This window comes from Candidatus Palauibacter sp., assembly GCF_965197445.1.
In the GTDB taxonomy this organism is placed as follows: domain Bacteria; phylum Gemmatimonadota; class Gemmatimonadetes; order Palauibacterales; family Palauibacteraceae; genus Palauibacter.
Window position 1 is genome coordinate 483,675 of sequence record NZ_CBDANE010000004.1, and the last position, 15,748, is coordinate 499,422.

Sequence of the window (15,748 nt, forward strand, 5' to 3'; positions counted from 1 at the left end):
GGCGCCGGTGCGGGGCCGGTCCGCGGCGCTCGTCGGCGCCGGAATCCTCGCGAGCCGAAGCGCGGGCTTCGTGCGCGACGTCATCATAGCGGGACTCATCGGCTCGGGCGCCGCAATGGACATCTACGCGGCGGCGCTGCGGGTCCCCAACGTCTTTCGCAACCTGCTGAGCGAGGGCGCGCTGTCGGCGTCGTTCGTACCGGTGTTCTCCTCGTTGCTCGATGACGGGGATGCCGTTGCGGCGCGGAGACTGGCCCAGGGCGTGCTGTTCCGCCTGCTCGCGCTCTCCGCCCTCGTGGTCGCCGTCGTGGTCGCCGCCGCACCCTGGCTCGTCCCGCTACTCGCTCCCGGGTACGACGCGGAGTTGAGCGCCCGCGCCGCGCACCTCGTCCGCATCCTCTTCCCCATGTCGGGCGTGATGATCATCGGGGCCTGGTGTCTGGGCGTGCTCACGAGCCACCGCCGCTTCTTCCTCCCCTTCGCCGCGCCGGTGCTCTGGAACCTGTCCCAGATCGTGGGCCTCCTGCTCGGTGCGCGGCTGGGGTGGGGGCCGCTCATCGTAGTGCTCGCCTGGTCCACGCTGGTCGGCAGCGTGCTGCAGGTAGGGGTGCAACTGCCCCCCGTGCGGCGTCTCCTCGGGACGCTGCGGCCCCGGGTCGATCGCGGCTTCGGGCCCACACGCCGGGTCGTGCGCAACGCGGGCCCTGTCGCGGTCGGGCAGGGGATATTCCAGCTCTCGAGCCTGACCGATGTCTTCCTCGCCAGCCTGCTGGTCGAGGGGGCCATGGCGGGGATCTACTTCGCCCAGCGGATCGCCCTGCTCCCGCTTGCCCTGTTCGGCGCCTCCATCGCGGTGGCGGCGCTGCCGGAGATGTCGCGTGAGAAGGGCGTCGAGGCGCTTCGATCCCACCTCTCCACCGGCGTACGACGCGTCGCCTACTTCATCTTACCCTCGGTCGCGGTCCTCTTGCTGCTCGGCGATGTTGCCGTCTCGATCATCTACCAGAGGGGGGAATTCAAGCCCGAGGATGTTCCCGCTGTGCAGTGGATTCTGGGGGCCTACGCCGTGGGACTCGTCGCGACGAGCCTCACCAAGCTGTTCGCGAGCGCTTTTCACGCCCTCCAGGACACGCGCACGCCGATGAAGTACGCTGCGGCGGGCGTGGGTCTCGGGATTCTGGTCGGCGCCGCAACCTGTCTCTGGCTGGACGCCCGCGGGTTCGGAGCGCGCGCGGCGGCCGGCATCGTCTTCGGCGGCTCCATCGGCGCGTGGGTCAACCTGGCTTTCCTCACGCGTGGACTGGGCCGCCGCGGCGCGGGCGGGTGGCTCGTCCCTGTACGCGGCTCGCTCGCTCGCATGCTGCTCGGTTCCATCCTCGCGGGGACCGCGCTCTGGCTCGTCCGTCTGGCGCTCGAGGCCCGGCTGCCGGATGGGTTTCTGGGCCAGGCCGTTCTGCTCTCGGCCGCGCTCGCCGCGGGGGGGCTCTGTTACGTGGCCGTGGCCGGCCTGCCGACATCGCTCCGGACCGTACGGGACGACGCGTGACCGGCGAGAAGCCGGCGGATCGGCCCACCCCGGCCAGCCTCGAGGCGCTCCGCGAGCAGGGACGGGCGCTCCCTCGCGAACCCGGCGTGTACCTGTTCCGGGATACCGCCGGCGAGGTCCTGTACGTGGGCAAGGCGAAGTCGCTCCGTGCGCGCGTCGCCTCCTACTTCGGGGCGGAGGCGGGGCGTTCCGTCAAACTCATCCGTCTCGGGCGGGAGATCGACAGCATCGAGACGTTCCCGGTGCGCTCGGAGGCCGAGGCTCTCCTCCTCGAGTGGAACCTCATCCGCGAGTTCGGCCCGCGCTTCAACATCCAACTGCGTGACGACAAGAGCTATCCGTACATCAAGATCACGGTGACCGAGCCCTTCCCCCGGATCTTCGTGACCCGCCGGCTCGAGGATGACGGGTCAAGGTACCTGGGTCCGTTTACGGACGTGGGGGCGATGCGGCGTGCGCTGCGCACGATCAAGAAGATGTACACCGTGCGTTCGTGCCACTACCGGATGCCCGAGGAGCTGCCGCCGCGACCCTGCCTCGACTACCACATCGGGCGTTGCAAGGCGCCCTGTGCCGGCCTTCAGTCGGAGGCGGACTACCGCGCCATGGTCGACGACATCCTGGAGATTCTGGGCGGACGGACGGGGGCGGTCCGGCGGTCGGTGAAGCGGAGGATGGCGGAGGCCGCCGACACGCTGGAGTACGAACGGGCCGCGGAACTGCGGGATGTCCTGAGGGGGCTCGACGCGCTCGAGAGTCGCCAGGCGGCGATAGATCCGCGGGGCGGAAGCCACGATGTGATCGGGTTCGCCAGAGAGAGCGAAGGCGAATCGGTGTGCGGCATCGTACTGCGGGTGAGGGAAGGGCGGCTCGTGGGGCGGCGCATCCACTATCTCGCAAGGGTCGGAGACGAGGTGGACGATGCGGTACTTGGGGCGCTCGTGAAGGGCTTCTATCTCCGCCAGACGGACGATGTCCCTTCCGAGCTGCTGGTCCCCGAGCCGTTCGACGAGCAGGATCTGGTGGAGGAATATCTGTCGGGACTGGCGGGCCGCCGCTTCCGGATTCGGGTGCCCGCGCGGGGACCGAAGCTCGAGTTGATGCGGGCCGCGAACCGCAACGCGGCGCATATTCTCGCCCGGGACCGGGTCGGGCAGGTGGAGGCGGCGGCGAGCGAACCTGTGAATGGCGGCCCCCCGCCCGCCGCGGTGCGTCTCGCGGAGGCTCTGGAGCTGGGGACGCCCGCACGGGACCTCGTCTGCTTCGACGTATCGACGCTGGCTGGACGGGAGTCGGTGGGGAGCTGTGTATGGCTCAGGGATGGCCGGCCGCACAAGGACGAATACCGGAAGTTCCGCATCCGCGAATCGGAGGACGGACGAACCGATGACTACGCCATGATGCAGGAGATCGTGTCGCGCTACTTCGACCGGCGCGTGCGCGAAGGCCATCCGCTCCCGGACCTCGTGGTGGTGGACGGGGGGAGGGGACAGCTGTCGGCGGCTCGCCAGGCAATGAACACGGCAGGTGTGTCGGACCTTCCCACCGTGGCCCTGGCGAAGCGCGAGGAGGAGGTGTTCCGGCCCGAGTCCGCGGTGCCGCTGCGGCTGCCGCGCACGGACCCGGGGCTGCAGTGGCTGCAACGCGCGCGCGACGAGGCACACCGCTTCGCGCTCCAGTACAACCGGACGCTCCGCCGTCGGCGCGCGCTCCGGTCGAGGCTGGGCGAGATCCCCGGCGTAGGGCCGGCGCGTGAACAGCTACTGCTCGAGCGCTTCGGCAGTCTCGACATCATCCGGCGCGCCACACCGGCGCAATTGGCTTGTACGCCCGGGATCGGCCGGGTCACCGCAGCTTCGATCCTCTCTGCGCTCGCATCCGGCGAGCCGGGACCGGAGGCGTAGCATGACGCGCGGGAGGCCGGCGGCGGGACTCTGCACTCGGTGCCGTCACCGACGGTGGATCACGAGCGACCGAGGCTCGACCTTTCTCCTCTGTCTCCTGTCGCGTCGGGATTCGCGCTTCCGGAAGTATCCGAGCCTTCCCGTACTTCGCTGCGACGGGTTCGACCGCGAGGAGCCGACCACATGACGGCTTCGACCCGGACACGGTTCGCGCCCAGCCCGACGGGGGCGCTCCACCTCGGAAACGCGCGGACCGCCATCCTCAACTGGCTGTTCGCTCGGCACCACGGTGGCGCGTTCGTGCTCCGGCTCGAGGACACGGACACGGAGCGCGCGGTCCCCGGCGGCGAGCGGATCATCTACGAGGCCCTCGACTGGCTCGGACTCCAGCCCGACGAGGGGCCGCGCGAGGGCGGGCCCTTCGGGCCGTATCGTCAATTGGCGCGCGAAACCATGCACCGGACTCGGGCGGCGGAGCTGCTGGCGTCGGGGCGAGCCTTCCGCTGCTACTGCCGACCGGATGAACTCGAAACTCGGCGTAAGGCCGCGATCGCCGCGGGCGAGCCGACGGGTCGCGACGCGCGCTGCCGGGACCTGCCGGCCGAACGGGCCCGCCGCTACGAGGCGGAGGGACGGACGGCGGCAATTCGTCTCCGGGTGGCGTCGGGCCCCGTGGCGTTCGAGGACCGTCTCAAGGGCACACTCTCCATCGACGGGGACGATCTGGGCGACATGGTGCTCGTACGCGGGGACGGCCGGCCAACGTACAACTTCGCCGTCGCGGTGGACGACCTCGAGATGGAGATCAGCCATGTGATCCGCGGCGTCGGACACCTCTCGAACACGCCGAAACAGGTGCTCCTGTACCGTGCCTTCGGCGTGACGCCGCCGGAATTCGTCCATATCCCGACCGTCCTCGCGCCCGGGGGAGGGAAGCTCTCCAAGCGGGACGGGGCCGCCGGGATCCTCGACTACCGGGACCGGGGGTTCCATCCCGATGCGGTCCTCAACTATCTGTCCCTCCTCTCCTGGTCCGCAGCGGACGGGAAGGAGTTCCTGACCCGGGAGGCGCTCGTCGTACGCACCGATCTCGACCGGGTGGGGGCGGCCGACAGCGAGGTCGACGAGGAAAAGATGACCTGGCTGTCGGGGCAGCACCTGCGGGCTGAACCGGCTGAGCGGCTGGCCCGGCGCTGGGCCGAGCGGCTCGACGTGGAGGGGCTGGGCCTGACCGACGCCGACCTCCGTCGCGTCGCGGAGGTGTTCGCGAAACGCACGAAGCTGTTCGGCGATGCGTCTTCCGAGGTCGAGCCGATCTTCCGCGCGCCGGAGCTCGACGGGGCGGCGTCACGGGAGGCGCTCTCGACCCCGGCGGCAGCGACCGCGATCACCCGTGCCCGGGCCTCGTGGGAAGAGACGGCGTGGCGACCCGAGCCCCTGGCCCGGGCATTGCGTGGCGCGATGCGGGAGTCCGGGGTGCCCGGGAGGTCGTTCTTCCCGCCCATTCGGGTCGCCCTGACCGGGCAGCTGCACGGTCCCGACCTCGGCGAAGTGGCCTACGCCCTTGGACGGGAGCGGACCCTGGCGCGGCTCGCCGCGACACAGTCCCCGACACCGCAGGACACAACCGACGAACAGGAGGAAGACCTATGAGCTGGCGTCTCGAATGCGGTGCCTGCGGGCGGCCGGTCCCCCGGGGACTTGCGACCGTGTGTCCGGATTGCGGAAAACCCCTGCTCGCGCGATACGAACTCGGGACGCTCGACGGCGCGGCGCTGCGACGGGCCTGGGCCGGTCGCCCGGCCGACATGTGGCGCTATCGAGAGATCATGCCGATCGAGGCGGACGAGGCACCGGTCACGTTGGGAGAGGGGGGCACGCCGCTGCTCGAACTCGAACTCGGTGGCGACTTCGACGGCCTCACACTCCTCGTCAAGGACGAGGGTCTCAACCCCACCGGGAGCTTCAAGGATCGCGGCCTGTGCGCGGCGGTCACGCGGGCGGTGCATGAGGGCGCATCGGATTTCGTGATCCCCAGCGCGGGGAACGCCGGCGCGGCTCTGGCGGCCTATGCGGCGCGCGCAGGTGCGTCCGCCCGTCTCTTCATCCCCGAGGACACGCCGGAAGGCGTCGCGCGCCGCTGCGACCACTACGGCGCCGAGGTCGTGCGGGTCGATGGGCTGATCGACGAGTGTGGGCGCCTCTCCGCCGAGTACGCCGAGGCGACGGGGGCCTTCAACATTTCCACGCTCAAGGAACCGTACCGGATCGAGGGAAAGAAGACGATGATGCTGGAGATCGTCGAGTCGCTGGGCTGGCGGGCGCCCGACGCGATCGTCTACCCGACCGGCGGCGGCACCGGTCTGATCGGGAGCCACAAGACGCTCTCGGAACTGCGCGATCTGGGACTCATCGACGGGACAACGCGGCTGTATGCGGTGCAGGGCTCGGGCTGCGCACCCATCGTACGGGCCCACCAGGCGGGAGCGACGCACGCCGAGCCATGGCGGGACGCGTCGACCGAGGCCTGGGGGCTCCGGGTGCCCGGGGCGCTCGGAGATTTCCTGATGCTGGACGCCCTGCGGGAATCGGGCGGAGGCGCCGTCGCGGTCTCCGACGAGGCCATGAGGGCTGCGGCCCTCGAACTCGGGGCGGCCGGTGTCGGCGCGGCAATCGAGGGCGGCGCCACTCTCGCGGCGGCCCGTGAACTCCGCAGATCCGGAGAGCTGAGGGACGAGGAGACCGTCGTCCTCTTCAACACCGCGCACCTGCTGACCTACTAGCGCCGACGCCGCGCCGGCGGCGAGGGGCTCCAGGGGTCGTAGTCCGTGCGCGCGCGGGCGGCTGCGGCTACTTTGGGCCGTTGGACAAATCATCAACGACAGGGGTTCTGAGCGATGTTGAACACAGTACGCACAGGCGCGAGGACCGTGGCCGCTGCGGCCCTGGCTTCGATTGTCGCGACTCCGGGGCTCTTCGGGCAGGAATGCCAGTTCGACGCAAACCCCGCGGCGAGCACGGCGTCCGAAGCGATCCAGGATCTGACCGAGGCCACTGCGGCAGACAGCCTGGCCGCCTTCACGGTGGCCTGGGAAGCCATTTCGGCAGATCTGGACAGTGACAACCCCGTGGTCCCTCTGTTGGCCGCCCAGATACAGATCGCCCTCGGCGACTTCGCGGAAGGCGTGGGATTTCTGGATCGCTACGATGAGCTTTCTCCGCCCGAATGCGCGGAGCACGGCGATGCCCAGCGCTACAACGGGTGGGTTCGGCTCTACAACGCGGGCGTGTCCGCATACAGCGCGGGCGAGAACGAGGCGGCGCTCGAGGCGTTCATGCTCGCCAACGAATTCAGGCCCGACCTTCGCTCGTACAGCAACGCGGCGCTCCTTCAGGCTTCGACGGGGGACAACGCCGGGGCGATCGAGACGTACCGCGCCGCGCTGGCGGCGGACATTCCGGACGCCGACCCGGAGCAGCTCCGAAACACGGTCCGCGGCCTCGGCGACATGCTGATGGACGAAGGACGGGATGAGGAAGCCGCGGAAACCTACGGCAGCTTCCTCGCCACCTACCCGGACGACGTCGTGATCAAGATCCGCTACGCCGGCGTGCTGGCGGACCAGGGTCGAGGCGACGAGGCGACGGCCATCTACGCGGAGACGCTCGAGCGCACCGACCTCAGCTACCAGCAATGGATCGAGGTCGGCGCCGGGCTCTACAACGCGCAAAACTACGACGACGCGACCGCGGCATTCGGGAAGTCACGAGAGGGGAACCCCTACAACAAGGAAGCGATGGAGAATTTCGTCAACGCCTCCATCCAGGCCGGGCGTCCGGGACCGGTCATCGCGCTCGCCGACACCCTGACCACGTGGTATCCCTACGACCAGCTGGCCCATCAGCTCCGCGCCCAGTCTCTGGGCCGCGCGGACATGAACGATGAGGCCATGGCGGCCATGGCGGAGGAGCAGCAGCTGCCGCTTTCGTTCACGTTCGCCCAGATGGCCGCTGCGCCGGACGGGCGCTACATCGTGCAGATCAGTTTCACCACACGCACGGCGTCCGGCACGATACAGATCCCGTTTGAGTTCGTGGACATCACGGGGGCAGTGGCGATGACGGAGACGCGCACGACGGAGGCCGACGCCGGTAACCTTGTCTTCGAGATACAGTCCGACGTCCCGCTGGCCGGGTTCCGGTACGGGACCATCGGCGGCTGACCGGCCGGCCGGAGACGGTGCTCCGGGCTCCGGCCGCTCCTTCGGGCGGGGCGGCCGGAGTCCGGATCGTACGGCTGCCTGATCATGATACGAATCGCCAGGGTCGAGCCTGGCTCGATCGCCGCCGACCTCGAGCTTCCGGCCGGTCTCGCCGTGCTCGAAATCAATGGCCGTCCCATCCGGGACAGCCTGGACCTTCTGTTCCATCAGGCGGAGTCGTCACTCCGCGTGCTCGCGGAACAACGCTCGGGCGAGCGACTGCTGCTCGAGATCGAGAAACCGGTCGATGAGCCGCTCGGGATCATCCCCGAGCCCGACAAGATCCGCCGCTGTACGAACGCCTGCCCGTTCTGCTTCGTAAAGGGGAACCCGAAGCTCGACAAGCTCCGCGCTCCTCTCTATGTGAAAGATGACGACTATCGACTGTCTTTCCTCCACGGCCACTACATCACGCTGACGAATCTTCGTCCCGATGACTGGGACCGAATATTCGAGCAGCGACTGTCTCCTCTGTATGTGAGTGTCCACGCCACGGACTCCGATGTGCGGCTCGCCATGCTCAAGAATCCACGTAGCGCCAATATCGGAGAGGATCTCGACCGACTCTCCGCCGAGGGCATTCTCGTGCACGCCCAGGTCGTCCTCTGTCCCGACGTCAATGACGGGCCGCATCTGACGCGCACCATGGAGGACCTCTATCAGCGCGGAGACGCGATCCGGTCCCTGTCGATTGTGCCGGTGGGACTCACGATCTGGAATGCCGGGAGGGGAGGGCGAGCCCTGGCCCCGACGGAATGTCGGGCGGCGCTGGCGGCCATCGACGCGATCCGGACACGAGCGCTGGCGGAACGCGGCACGGGCTGGTGCTATGCGGCAGATGAGATGTACCTGCAGGCCGGACTTGAACCGCCGGGGCCGGACTACTTCGACGACCAGGAGCTGGAGAGCAACGGCGTCGGCGCGATTTCGAGCCTCACGCACGATGTCGGACGGCGGCTTGGCGAGCTCGGAGCGCTGCCCGGGCGCAGGGTGGTCGCGGTGACGGGTCTGTCGATGGGACCCACGCTGTCGGGGCTGGGGGACCGGATCGCCCGCCGGACCGGCGCCGAGGTGTCGGCGGTGGGGGTCGAGAATACGCTGTACGGGCCCATGGTGACGACAGCCGGGCTGCTGTCCGGAGCCGACCACCGGAACGCGCTCCGGGAGGCCGAAGAGTTCGACGTGGCGCTCTTCTCGGCCCAGGCGCTGAACGACGACGACTTCTTTCTCGATGATGTGAGCCTGTCAGAGCTCAGAGCCGATTTTCCGGGACGCCGGATCGAGCCCTCGCGCGACTTCGTCGACGTCCTTTCCCGGCTGTAGCGGCGATGGCCCTCCGCACGGTCGCCATCGTGGGCCGTCCCAACGTGGGGAAGTCGACGCTGTTCAACCGAATCCTCGGGCGTCGCGTCGCCATCGTCGCGGAGCGCCCCGGCGTGACCCGGGACCGGCAGTTCGCCGAGGCGGAGTGGGCGGGGCGGCGATTCCTCCTCGTCGATACCGGGGGGCTCGTCGAACAGCCCGACGAGCACATGGACCTCGAGGTGAGGCGGCAGGCCGAGACGGCGATCGGACACGCCGATGTCGTCGTGCTGGTGGTCGACGGCCGAGAGGGCGTCCAGGCCGTGGACCGGCATGTGGCCGAACTCCTGCGCCGCTCCGGCCTTCCCGTGGTGCTGGGCGTGAACAAGCTGGACGAACTCGGCGACGCGATCGACCACCTCGACTTCTACGAACTCGGTCTCGGCGACCCGACGCCGCTCGCGGCCCTCAGCGGAAAGGGTTCCGGGGACCTTCTCGACCGGGTGGTGGGAGCGCTGCCGGAGTCGGAGGAGGACGAAGGGACCGAGGTCGACATCCGCATAGCGGTGATCGGACGCCCAAACGTGGGGAAGTCCAGTTTCGTGAACCGCCTCCTCGGCGAAGAACGCCTCATCGTACACGAGGAGGCGGGGACGACCCGCGATGCCATCGACACGGATCTGGAGGTGGGGGACCGGCGCGTGCGTCTGATCGATACGGCGGGTCTGCGCCGGCAGGCCCGTATCGTGGACAACCTCGAGTTTCTCGGGCGCCTGCGCGCGGCCTCGGCGATCGACCGCGCGGACATCTGTCTTCTGCTCGTCGACACGGAGGCCGGAGCGGCCAATCAGGATTTCAGGATCGGACACCAGGCGTGGGACGCGGGCAAAGGTGTCGTGTTCGTGGCCAACAAATGGGATCTGATCGAGGACCGGGGGCCGGGGGCGCTGGCCGGATTCGAGCGGGAGCTGCGCGGGCGGGCGCACTACCTGCGCTGGGTCCCGATCATCACCTGTTCGGCGCTGACGGGGAAGAGAGTGAGCAAGGTCATCGACCTCGCGTCAGCGGTGCAGGAGGCGCGGGCGCAACGCATCCGCACCTCCGAGGTGAACCAGGTGCTCCAGAATCTGGTTGCGCGTCGCCAGCCGCCGCAGGGGGGGCGGGGTGACGTGCGGCTGCTGTACGCCAGCCAGGTGGCGGCATCCCCGCCGCTCTTCATACTCTGGTCCAACCGGCCCCACGACCTGAAGGAGCACTATGTGAGATACCTCGTTGCCGGCTTCCGGGAGGCCTGGGGATTCGAGGGGTCTCCCATCCGGATCAAGCTGAAGAAACGCTCGGGGCGCGAGTGACGGCGCCGCTGCTCACACTCTCGGCCTATCTCGTCGGAGCATTTCCGACCAGCTATCTCGTGGGCAGGGCCTACGGGTATGACCTCCGGCGGGAGGGGAGCGGCAACCTCGGCTCAACCAATGCCTACCGGATCCTGGGGTTCTTTCCGGCCGTTGCCGTGCTCATCGTCGACCTGCTCAAGGGATTCCTCCCTGTGTGGTTCTTCCCGATCTGGGACGGGCGGACCGGAGCCTGGGCGCTGGCCTACGGGCTCGCCGCGATCACCGGCCACGTGTGGCCCGTGTACACGAGGTTCAAGGGAGGGAAGGGGGTCGCGACCGCGGCCGGCACGATGGCGGCGCTGGCGCCTGTCGCCGTGGCGGTCGCCTTCCTGGTGTGGGTCGTGACGGTGACCCTCACCCGTACGGCGTCCGTCGCCTCGCTCGTATCGGCCAGCCTCGTCCCCATCATGGCGCGCGCCTCGGCGGCGCCGCGCTCGGTCGTGTCGTACGCGCTGCTGCTCGCGCTGACGGTGTGGTGGACGCACCGAGCGAACGTGGCGCGGATCGTGCGGCGGGAGGAGTTCCAGATCGACTGGCGCCGGGGACGGGCGCCGCCGGCCGGGACGCCCCCGCCCGAAGGCCGGGAGGATGGCGCGTGAACGGGCAGACCGTCGCCGTACTGGGCGCGGGAAGCTGGGGCACGGCGCTGGCCGACGTGCTGGTTCGAAACGGTCACCAGGTGCGGCTGTGGGCGCGGGACCCGGAGCACGTCGCCGCGATGCGGGAGGATGGTACCAACGAGCGCTACCTGCCGGGGATCGAACTCGCCCGACCGCTCGCCATTACGGCGGAACTCGGGGAGGCCCTCGCCGGTACCCGGTTTGTAGTGTCGGTGTGCCCGTCGCACGCCGTGCGTGAGGTGCTCGGCCGGGCCGCCGCGCATCTCGACGACCAGGTGCTGATCTCCGCCTCGAAGGGGATCGAGACCGGGACGCACCGTCGCATGTCGGAAGTCATCGTGGAGACGCTGGGGGAAGCGGCCGGAGCGCGCACGGTCGTCCTGTCGGGACCCAGCTTCGCGGAGGAATTGCTCCGGCAACTACCGACGGCGGTGGTTGCGGCCAGTCGGCGTGAGGACCACGCCCTGGCGGTGCAGAGCCTGTTCCGGAACGGTTACCTGCGCGTCTACACGCAGCCCGATGTTGATGGCGTGGAGTTGGGAGGGGCGCTCAAGAACGTGATCGCGCTCGCCGCGGGGATCTCGGATGGACTCGAACTGGGGTCGAACGCGCGGGCGGCGCTGATCAACCGCGGGCTGGCGGAGATCGCGCGCCTCGCCAGGCACCTCGGGGCGCGGGAGACGACGCTGGGCGGGCTCGCCGGACTCGGGGATCTCGTCCTCACATGCACGGGCCGGCTGAGCCGGAACCGCTCCGCCGGGCTGGCCATCGGCTCGGGGCGCCGTCCCGCTGATGTGATCGGTGAGATGGCGCAGGTGGTGGAAGGCGCCAGGACGGCCCGGGCGGCGTTCGAGTTGAGCCGGCAGCTCGGCGTGGAGATGCCGATCACGAGCGGCGTATATTCGATCCTGTACGAAGAAGTCGCGCCCCGAGCGGCGCTTGCCCGCTTGATGGCCCGGGAGCCGAAGCCCGAACGCTGGGGCTAGTTTGGTGCCCGGGGCCGCCGGGCCCGGCACGGAATGACGCATTCGGAGAGGGGAGGGGACAGCGTGGCGAACCGCATCGCGCCGAAAGAGTACTATTCGATCGGAGACGTGTGCGAAATCGCCGATCTCAAGCCGCACGTCCTCCGCTACTGGGAGAGCCAGTTCTCCGTACTGCGACCCTCGAAGAATCGGGCGGGGAACCGGGTCTACCGGCGGAAACAGATCAAACTCATCCAGCTGCTGCGCCACCTGCTCTACACGGAGCGCTACACGATTGAAGGGGCGAGACGGAAACTCGATCAGCTGCGAGAGAGCGGCCAGTTGGCCAAGGCGGCGCGTGTCGCCTGGGATCGCGAGACGATCCGCGACCTTCGACGGGAGGCCGACGAGTTGATGGAACTGCTCGAGAGCGGCGCGGCGGAGTGACCGGCAGGGGACAGCCTGTCCTGCTGTGCACGAACGACGACGGCGTGCAGGCGGGTGGGCTCTCGCTCCTGGCGCGGGTGGCCGAGGCCTTCGGCGATGTGTGGACGGTGGCACCGGACCGGGAACAGAGCGCGACCAGTCACGCCCTCTCCCTCCACCGGCCGATCCGCCTGACACAGCTCTCGGAGCGGCGCTACATGGTGGACGGGACGCCGACCGACTGCGTACTCCTCGCCGTGAAGGAGATCCTCGAGACACCGCCCGGGTTCGTGCTGTCGGGGGTCAACCACGGGCCCAACATGGGCGAGGATGTGCTCTACTCCGGCACGGTGGCGGGGGCGATGGAAGCGACGATCCTTGGCGTTCCCGCGATCGCCTTCTCGTTTACCGGAGACGACGAGACGGTGCTGGACACGTATGCGAACCTGCTGGGCGACCTGATCGGATCCTGTCTCCGCAGGACAGGGTTTCCGGACGAGACCTTCCTCAACGTCAACCTTCCGAACCGCCCCGCGAGCGAGGTGGAGGGCGTCGTGGTCACGGCGCTCGGACGCCGCGTCTATCACGACTCGCTGCGGCGGAGCAGGGACCCGCAGGGGTACGATTCCTTCCGGATCGGAGGGGGGCACTCGGCCTGGAGGGGTCGGGAGGATTCCGATTTCAGGGCCGTGCGCGCCGGCTATGTATCGGTCACGCCGCTCCACCTGGACCTGACGAATTTCGAACTCCTCAACGAGGTGAGATCGTGGGGTCTGGGGAGCTGACGGCGCGCGACCCGGCGGCCGACTTCCGGCGCGACCGCCAGCGCCTCGTGGAACACCTCCGGGCCGGAGGTATCCGTGACCTGGCGCTCCTTCACGCGTTCGCCAGCGTACCGCGACACGTTTTTGTCCCGGAGATCATGAGCCACCGCGCCTACGACGACGTCCCGCTGCCGATCGGCGCCGGGCAGACGATCTCGAGCCCCACCATCCACGCACTCAGCATCGCGGCCGCGGAGGTCGGTGCCGGACAGCGCATTCTCGAGGTCGGAACCGGGGCGGGGTTCCAGACGGCGCTGCTCGCGAAACTGGGGGCGGAGGTGTACTCGATCGAACGGGTGCAGTCGCTGCACGAGAGCGCCGCGCACACCCTGAGCCGGCTCGGCGTGAAGGCCCGCTTGATGCTGGGCGACGGGAATCTGGGCTGGCCGGGGCCCGCGCCGTTCCAGGCCATTATCGTCTGCGCCGCGACGGCACGCCCGCCGACCGCGCTCCTCGAACAGCTCGCCGAGGGGGGGCACATGATCGTGCCCGTCGGGACGCGTCGGCAGGAACTGCGCAGGTATACGCGGCGGGGCGACGAGTTCCTGCGCAAAAAGATCGCCCGCGCGCGCTTCGTTCCGCTCATTGATGGGAATCGGCCGGGCAGACGGCGAGGCCGGCCCGGGTGAGGAGCTGGGGTGCGTTGTACGCGAAGGGCCTGGCCATGGGGATGGCCGACCTCGTGCCGGGGGTGTCCGGGGGGACGATCGCGTTCATCTCGGGGATCTATGACGAACTCGTCGCGACGATCGCCGGCCTCGACCACGGGCTGCTGCGCGTGCTGCGGGAGGACGGCGTCAGTGCGGCGTGGAGGGCCGGCAACATGGGCTTCCTGACCGTCCTGCTCGCCGGTATTCTCACGAGCGTGGTCGCCTTCGCCGGGGGGCTCCACTGGCTGCTCGCCAATCGGCCCGTTCAGCTCTGGGGCTTCTTCTTCGGCCTCGTAGCGGCGTCGGTCCCGCTCGTGGCCCGGCGCATCACCGACCGCCGGCGGGCCGGCGTGTGGGCCCTCGCCACCGCCGGCGCAGCGCTGGCCGCCTCCGTCACGTCGCTCCCGCCACTCGTCCGCTCCGACGCGCCGCTCTTCCTCGCCGCAGCCGCGGGAGTGGCCGCCTGTGCCATGATTCTGCCCGGTATCTCCGGTAGCTTCATCCTGCTCATCCTCGGGGCCTACGCCCCGGTGATCGGCGCTCTGCAGGGCCTCGACGCGGTACGGATCGTGGCCGTCGGCGTCGGGGTGGTCCTCGGGCTGCTCAGCTTCAGCCGTGTCCTCGGGCGGCTCCTGTCCCGGAGACGGGCGGCGACGCTGAGCCTGCTCACGGGGTTCCTGGCAGGGTCGCTGAACGCCCTCTGGCCCTGGAAGGAGCGGGTCCGCGAGCTGTACACGCACAGCGGGGGCAGGGTCGAGTGGCTCACGGAGAACCGCTGGCCCCCGAACGCCGCGGAAATCTGGCCGGTGCTGGCCCTCGCTCTCCTCGGGGCCGCCGCGGTGCTGGCGATCGACCGGGCGGCCCGAGGGCGTGGATTTCGAGGCAAGTAGCGGCGATCCGCCGCGCCCGGTAGCTTCCACGCCGACACGGATTTCGAGGAGGGGACACGACAATGGCGGATGCGCTCGCCAGCGGTAAGACACCAGACGGACCCGGTCAGAAGGAGGACGCCTTCGTCCGATCGACCTTCCGTCTGGCCGAATGGGCAAACAAGAACATACGAGCGGTGCTGGTGGGAGCCGCCGGCATCGCGATGGTCGTCGTGGGGATCGTGTACTACACGAACTTCCAGGCCTCGGTGCGAGACCAGGCCACGGGGGACCTCGCGTTACTTCGGCTGGGCGCGGTCAACCCCGAAACCCTCATCCCCGACCTCGAAGCCTACGTCCAGCGATTTGACGGGGTGTCGGCCGCGGACGAAGGCCGTCTCCTCCTCGCGCGGACCTACCTGGACAACGGGCAGGCCGTGGAGGCGGCGAGGGTCGCGAGCGAGGTCTCCGAACCGGTCGACCAGCCCGTCGGCCTCGCGGCACGCACACTCCTGGGCGCCGCCCAGGAGGCGACCGGAGACGCGGAGGCTGCCCTGGCCACGTACGTGGCGCTGGGAGAGGCGGCCCGCTTCGCCTTCCAGCGTCGCGAGGTGCGGGCAGCAGCCGGCCGCATCCTGGCTTCACTCGGGCGTATGGAAGAGGCCGCGACGATCTACGCCGCCATCGCCGAGGAAGCCGCCTCGGAGGATCCGGTGGAAGCGGGCGTGTACCGCCTTCGCCTTGGCGAGGTCAAGGGCGAGCTCGACGCCAGCAGCGCGGCCAACCTTCCTCCAAATGGAGCACAAGGCCGTATGTGCGACCGGGAGCGCGACAGCGGAACTCGAGGGGCCTGTCTGGCGGCGGAGCGCGAGCGCGGTCCCGTGGGGACGAGGTAGCGGCCAGAACCTCGGTCTTGACAGGGGAAACGTGCGCGGCTACCCGGTGTACCCTAGTGGCGAGTATGTCAAGGCACAGCCAACCACGAC

The 15,748-nt window shown here is 69.3% G+C and carries 14 protein-coding genes; all 14 read left to right on the forward strand.

Annotation, left to right across the window (positions count from 1 at the left end; translation table 11 throughout):
• Nucleotides 1-7: 7 nt before the first annotated feature.
• Nucleotides 8-1,546, forward strand: a complete 1,539-nt coding sequence (murJ, locus tag ACN9M6_RS05990; protein WP_419162001.1) for a murein biosynthesis integral membrane protein MurJ — start codon at nucleotides 8-10, stop codon at nucleotides 1,544-1,546.
• Nucleotides 1,543-3,450: an excinuclease ABC subunit UvrC gene (gene uvrC, locus ACN9M6_RS05995; protein WP_419162002.1), complete on the forward strand. Its 1,908-nt coding sequence runs from the start codon at nucleotides 1,543-1,545 to the stop codon at nucleotides 3,448-3,450. The genes murJ and uvrC overlap by 4 nt, the downstream gene beginning before the upstream one ends.
• A gap of 183 nt (nucleotides 3,451-3,633) precedes the next feature.
• Nucleotides 3,634-5,103 (forward strand): glutamate--tRNA ligase, encoded by a 1,470-nt coding sequence (gene gltX / locus ACN9M6_RS06000; protein ID WP_419162003.1) that lies wholly within the window; start codon nucleotides 3,634-3,636, stop codon nucleotides 5,101-5,103.
• Nucleotides 5,100-6,233, forward strand: a complete 1,134-nt coding sequence (locus ACN9M6_RS06005; protein ID WP_419162004.1) for a threonine synthase — start codon at nucleotides 5,100-5,102, stop codon at nucleotides 6,231-6,233. The genes gltX and ACN9M6_RS06005 overlap by 4 nt, the downstream gene beginning before the upstream one ends.
• A gap of 114 nt (nucleotides 6,234-6,347) precedes the next feature.
• On the forward strand, nucleotides 6,348-7,673 hold the full coding sequence (locus tag ACN9M6_RS06010; protein ID WP_419162005.1) for a tetratricopeptide repeat protein: 1,326 nt from the start codon (nucleotides 6,348-6,350) through the stop codon (nucleotides 7,671-7,673).
• 84 nt (nucleotides 7,674-7,757) lie between these two features.
• The gene (locus tag ACN9M6_RS06015; protein WP_419162006.1) at nucleotides 7,758-9,035 is read left to right on the forward strand and encodes a DUF512 domain-containing protein; all 1,278 of its coding nucleotides are present in this window, start codon (nucleotides 7,758-7,760) and stop codon (nucleotides 9,033-9,035) included.
• Nucleotides 9,036-9,040: 5 nt separating this feature from the next.
• Nucleotides 9,041-10,366, forward strand: coding sequence for a ribosome biogenesis GTPase Der (gene der, locus ACN9M6_RS06020; RefSeq protein ID WP_419162007.1), 1,326 nt, complete (start codon nucleotides 9,041-9,043; stop codon nucleotides 10,364-10,366).
• On the forward strand, nucleotides 10,363-11,007 hold the full coding sequence (gene plsY / locus ACN9M6_RS06025; RefSeq protein WP_419162008.1) for a glycerol-3-phosphate 1-O-acyltransferase PlsY: 645 nt from the start codon (nucleotides 10,363-10,365) through the stop codon (nucleotides 11,005-11,007). Before der ends, plsY begins: the two co-directional genes overlap by 4 nt.
• Nucleotides 11,004-12,014: an NAD(P)H-dependent glycerol-3-phosphate dehydrogenase gene (locus tag ACN9M6_RS06030; RefSeq protein WP_419162009.1), complete on the forward strand. Its 1,011-nt coding sequence runs from the start codon at nucleotides 11,004-11,006 to the stop codon at nucleotides 12,012-12,014. The genes plsY and ACN9M6_RS06030 overlap by 4 nt, the downstream gene beginning before the upstream one ends.
• A gap of 63 nt (nucleotides 12,015-12,077) precedes the next feature.
• Complete coding sequence (locus ACN9M6_RS06035; protein ID WP_419162010.1) at nucleotides 12,078-12,440, forward strand: MerR family transcriptional regulator; 363 nt, start codon at nucleotides 12,078-12,080, stop codon at nucleotides 12,438-12,440.
• Complete coding sequence (gene surE, locus ACN9M6_RS06040; RefSeq protein WP_419162011.1) at nucleotides 12,437-13,204, forward strand: 5'/3'-nucleotidase SurE; 768 nt, start codon at nucleotides 12,437-12,439, stop codon at nucleotides 13,202-13,204. The genes ACN9M6_RS06035 and surE overlap by 4 nt, the downstream gene beginning before the upstream one ends.
• On the forward strand, nucleotides 13,186-13,872 hold the full coding sequence (locus ACN9M6_RS06045; RefSeq protein ID WP_419162012.1) for a protein-L-isoaspartate(D-aspartate) O-methyltransferase: 687 nt from the start codon (nucleotides 13,186-13,188) through the stop codon (nucleotides 13,870-13,872). Before surE ends, ACN9M6_RS06045 begins: the two co-directional genes overlap by 19 nt.
• A gap of 14 nt (nucleotides 13,873-13,886) precedes the next feature.
• On the forward strand, nucleotides 13,887-14,783 hold the full coding sequence (locus ACN9M6_RS06050) for a DUF368 domain-containing protein (protein ID WP_419162013.1): 897 nt from the start codon (nucleotides 13,887-13,889) through the stop codon (nucleotides 14,781-14,783).
• A 62-nt stretch (nucleotides 14,784-14,845) separates the two neighbouring features.
• Nucleotides 14,846-15,658, forward strand: coding sequence for a tetratricopeptide repeat protein (locus ACN9M6_RS06055; protein WP_419162014.1), 813 nt, complete (start codon nucleotides 14,846-14,848; stop codon nucleotides 15,656-15,658).
• The last annotated feature ends 90 nt before the right edge of the window (nucleotides 15,659-15,748 follow it).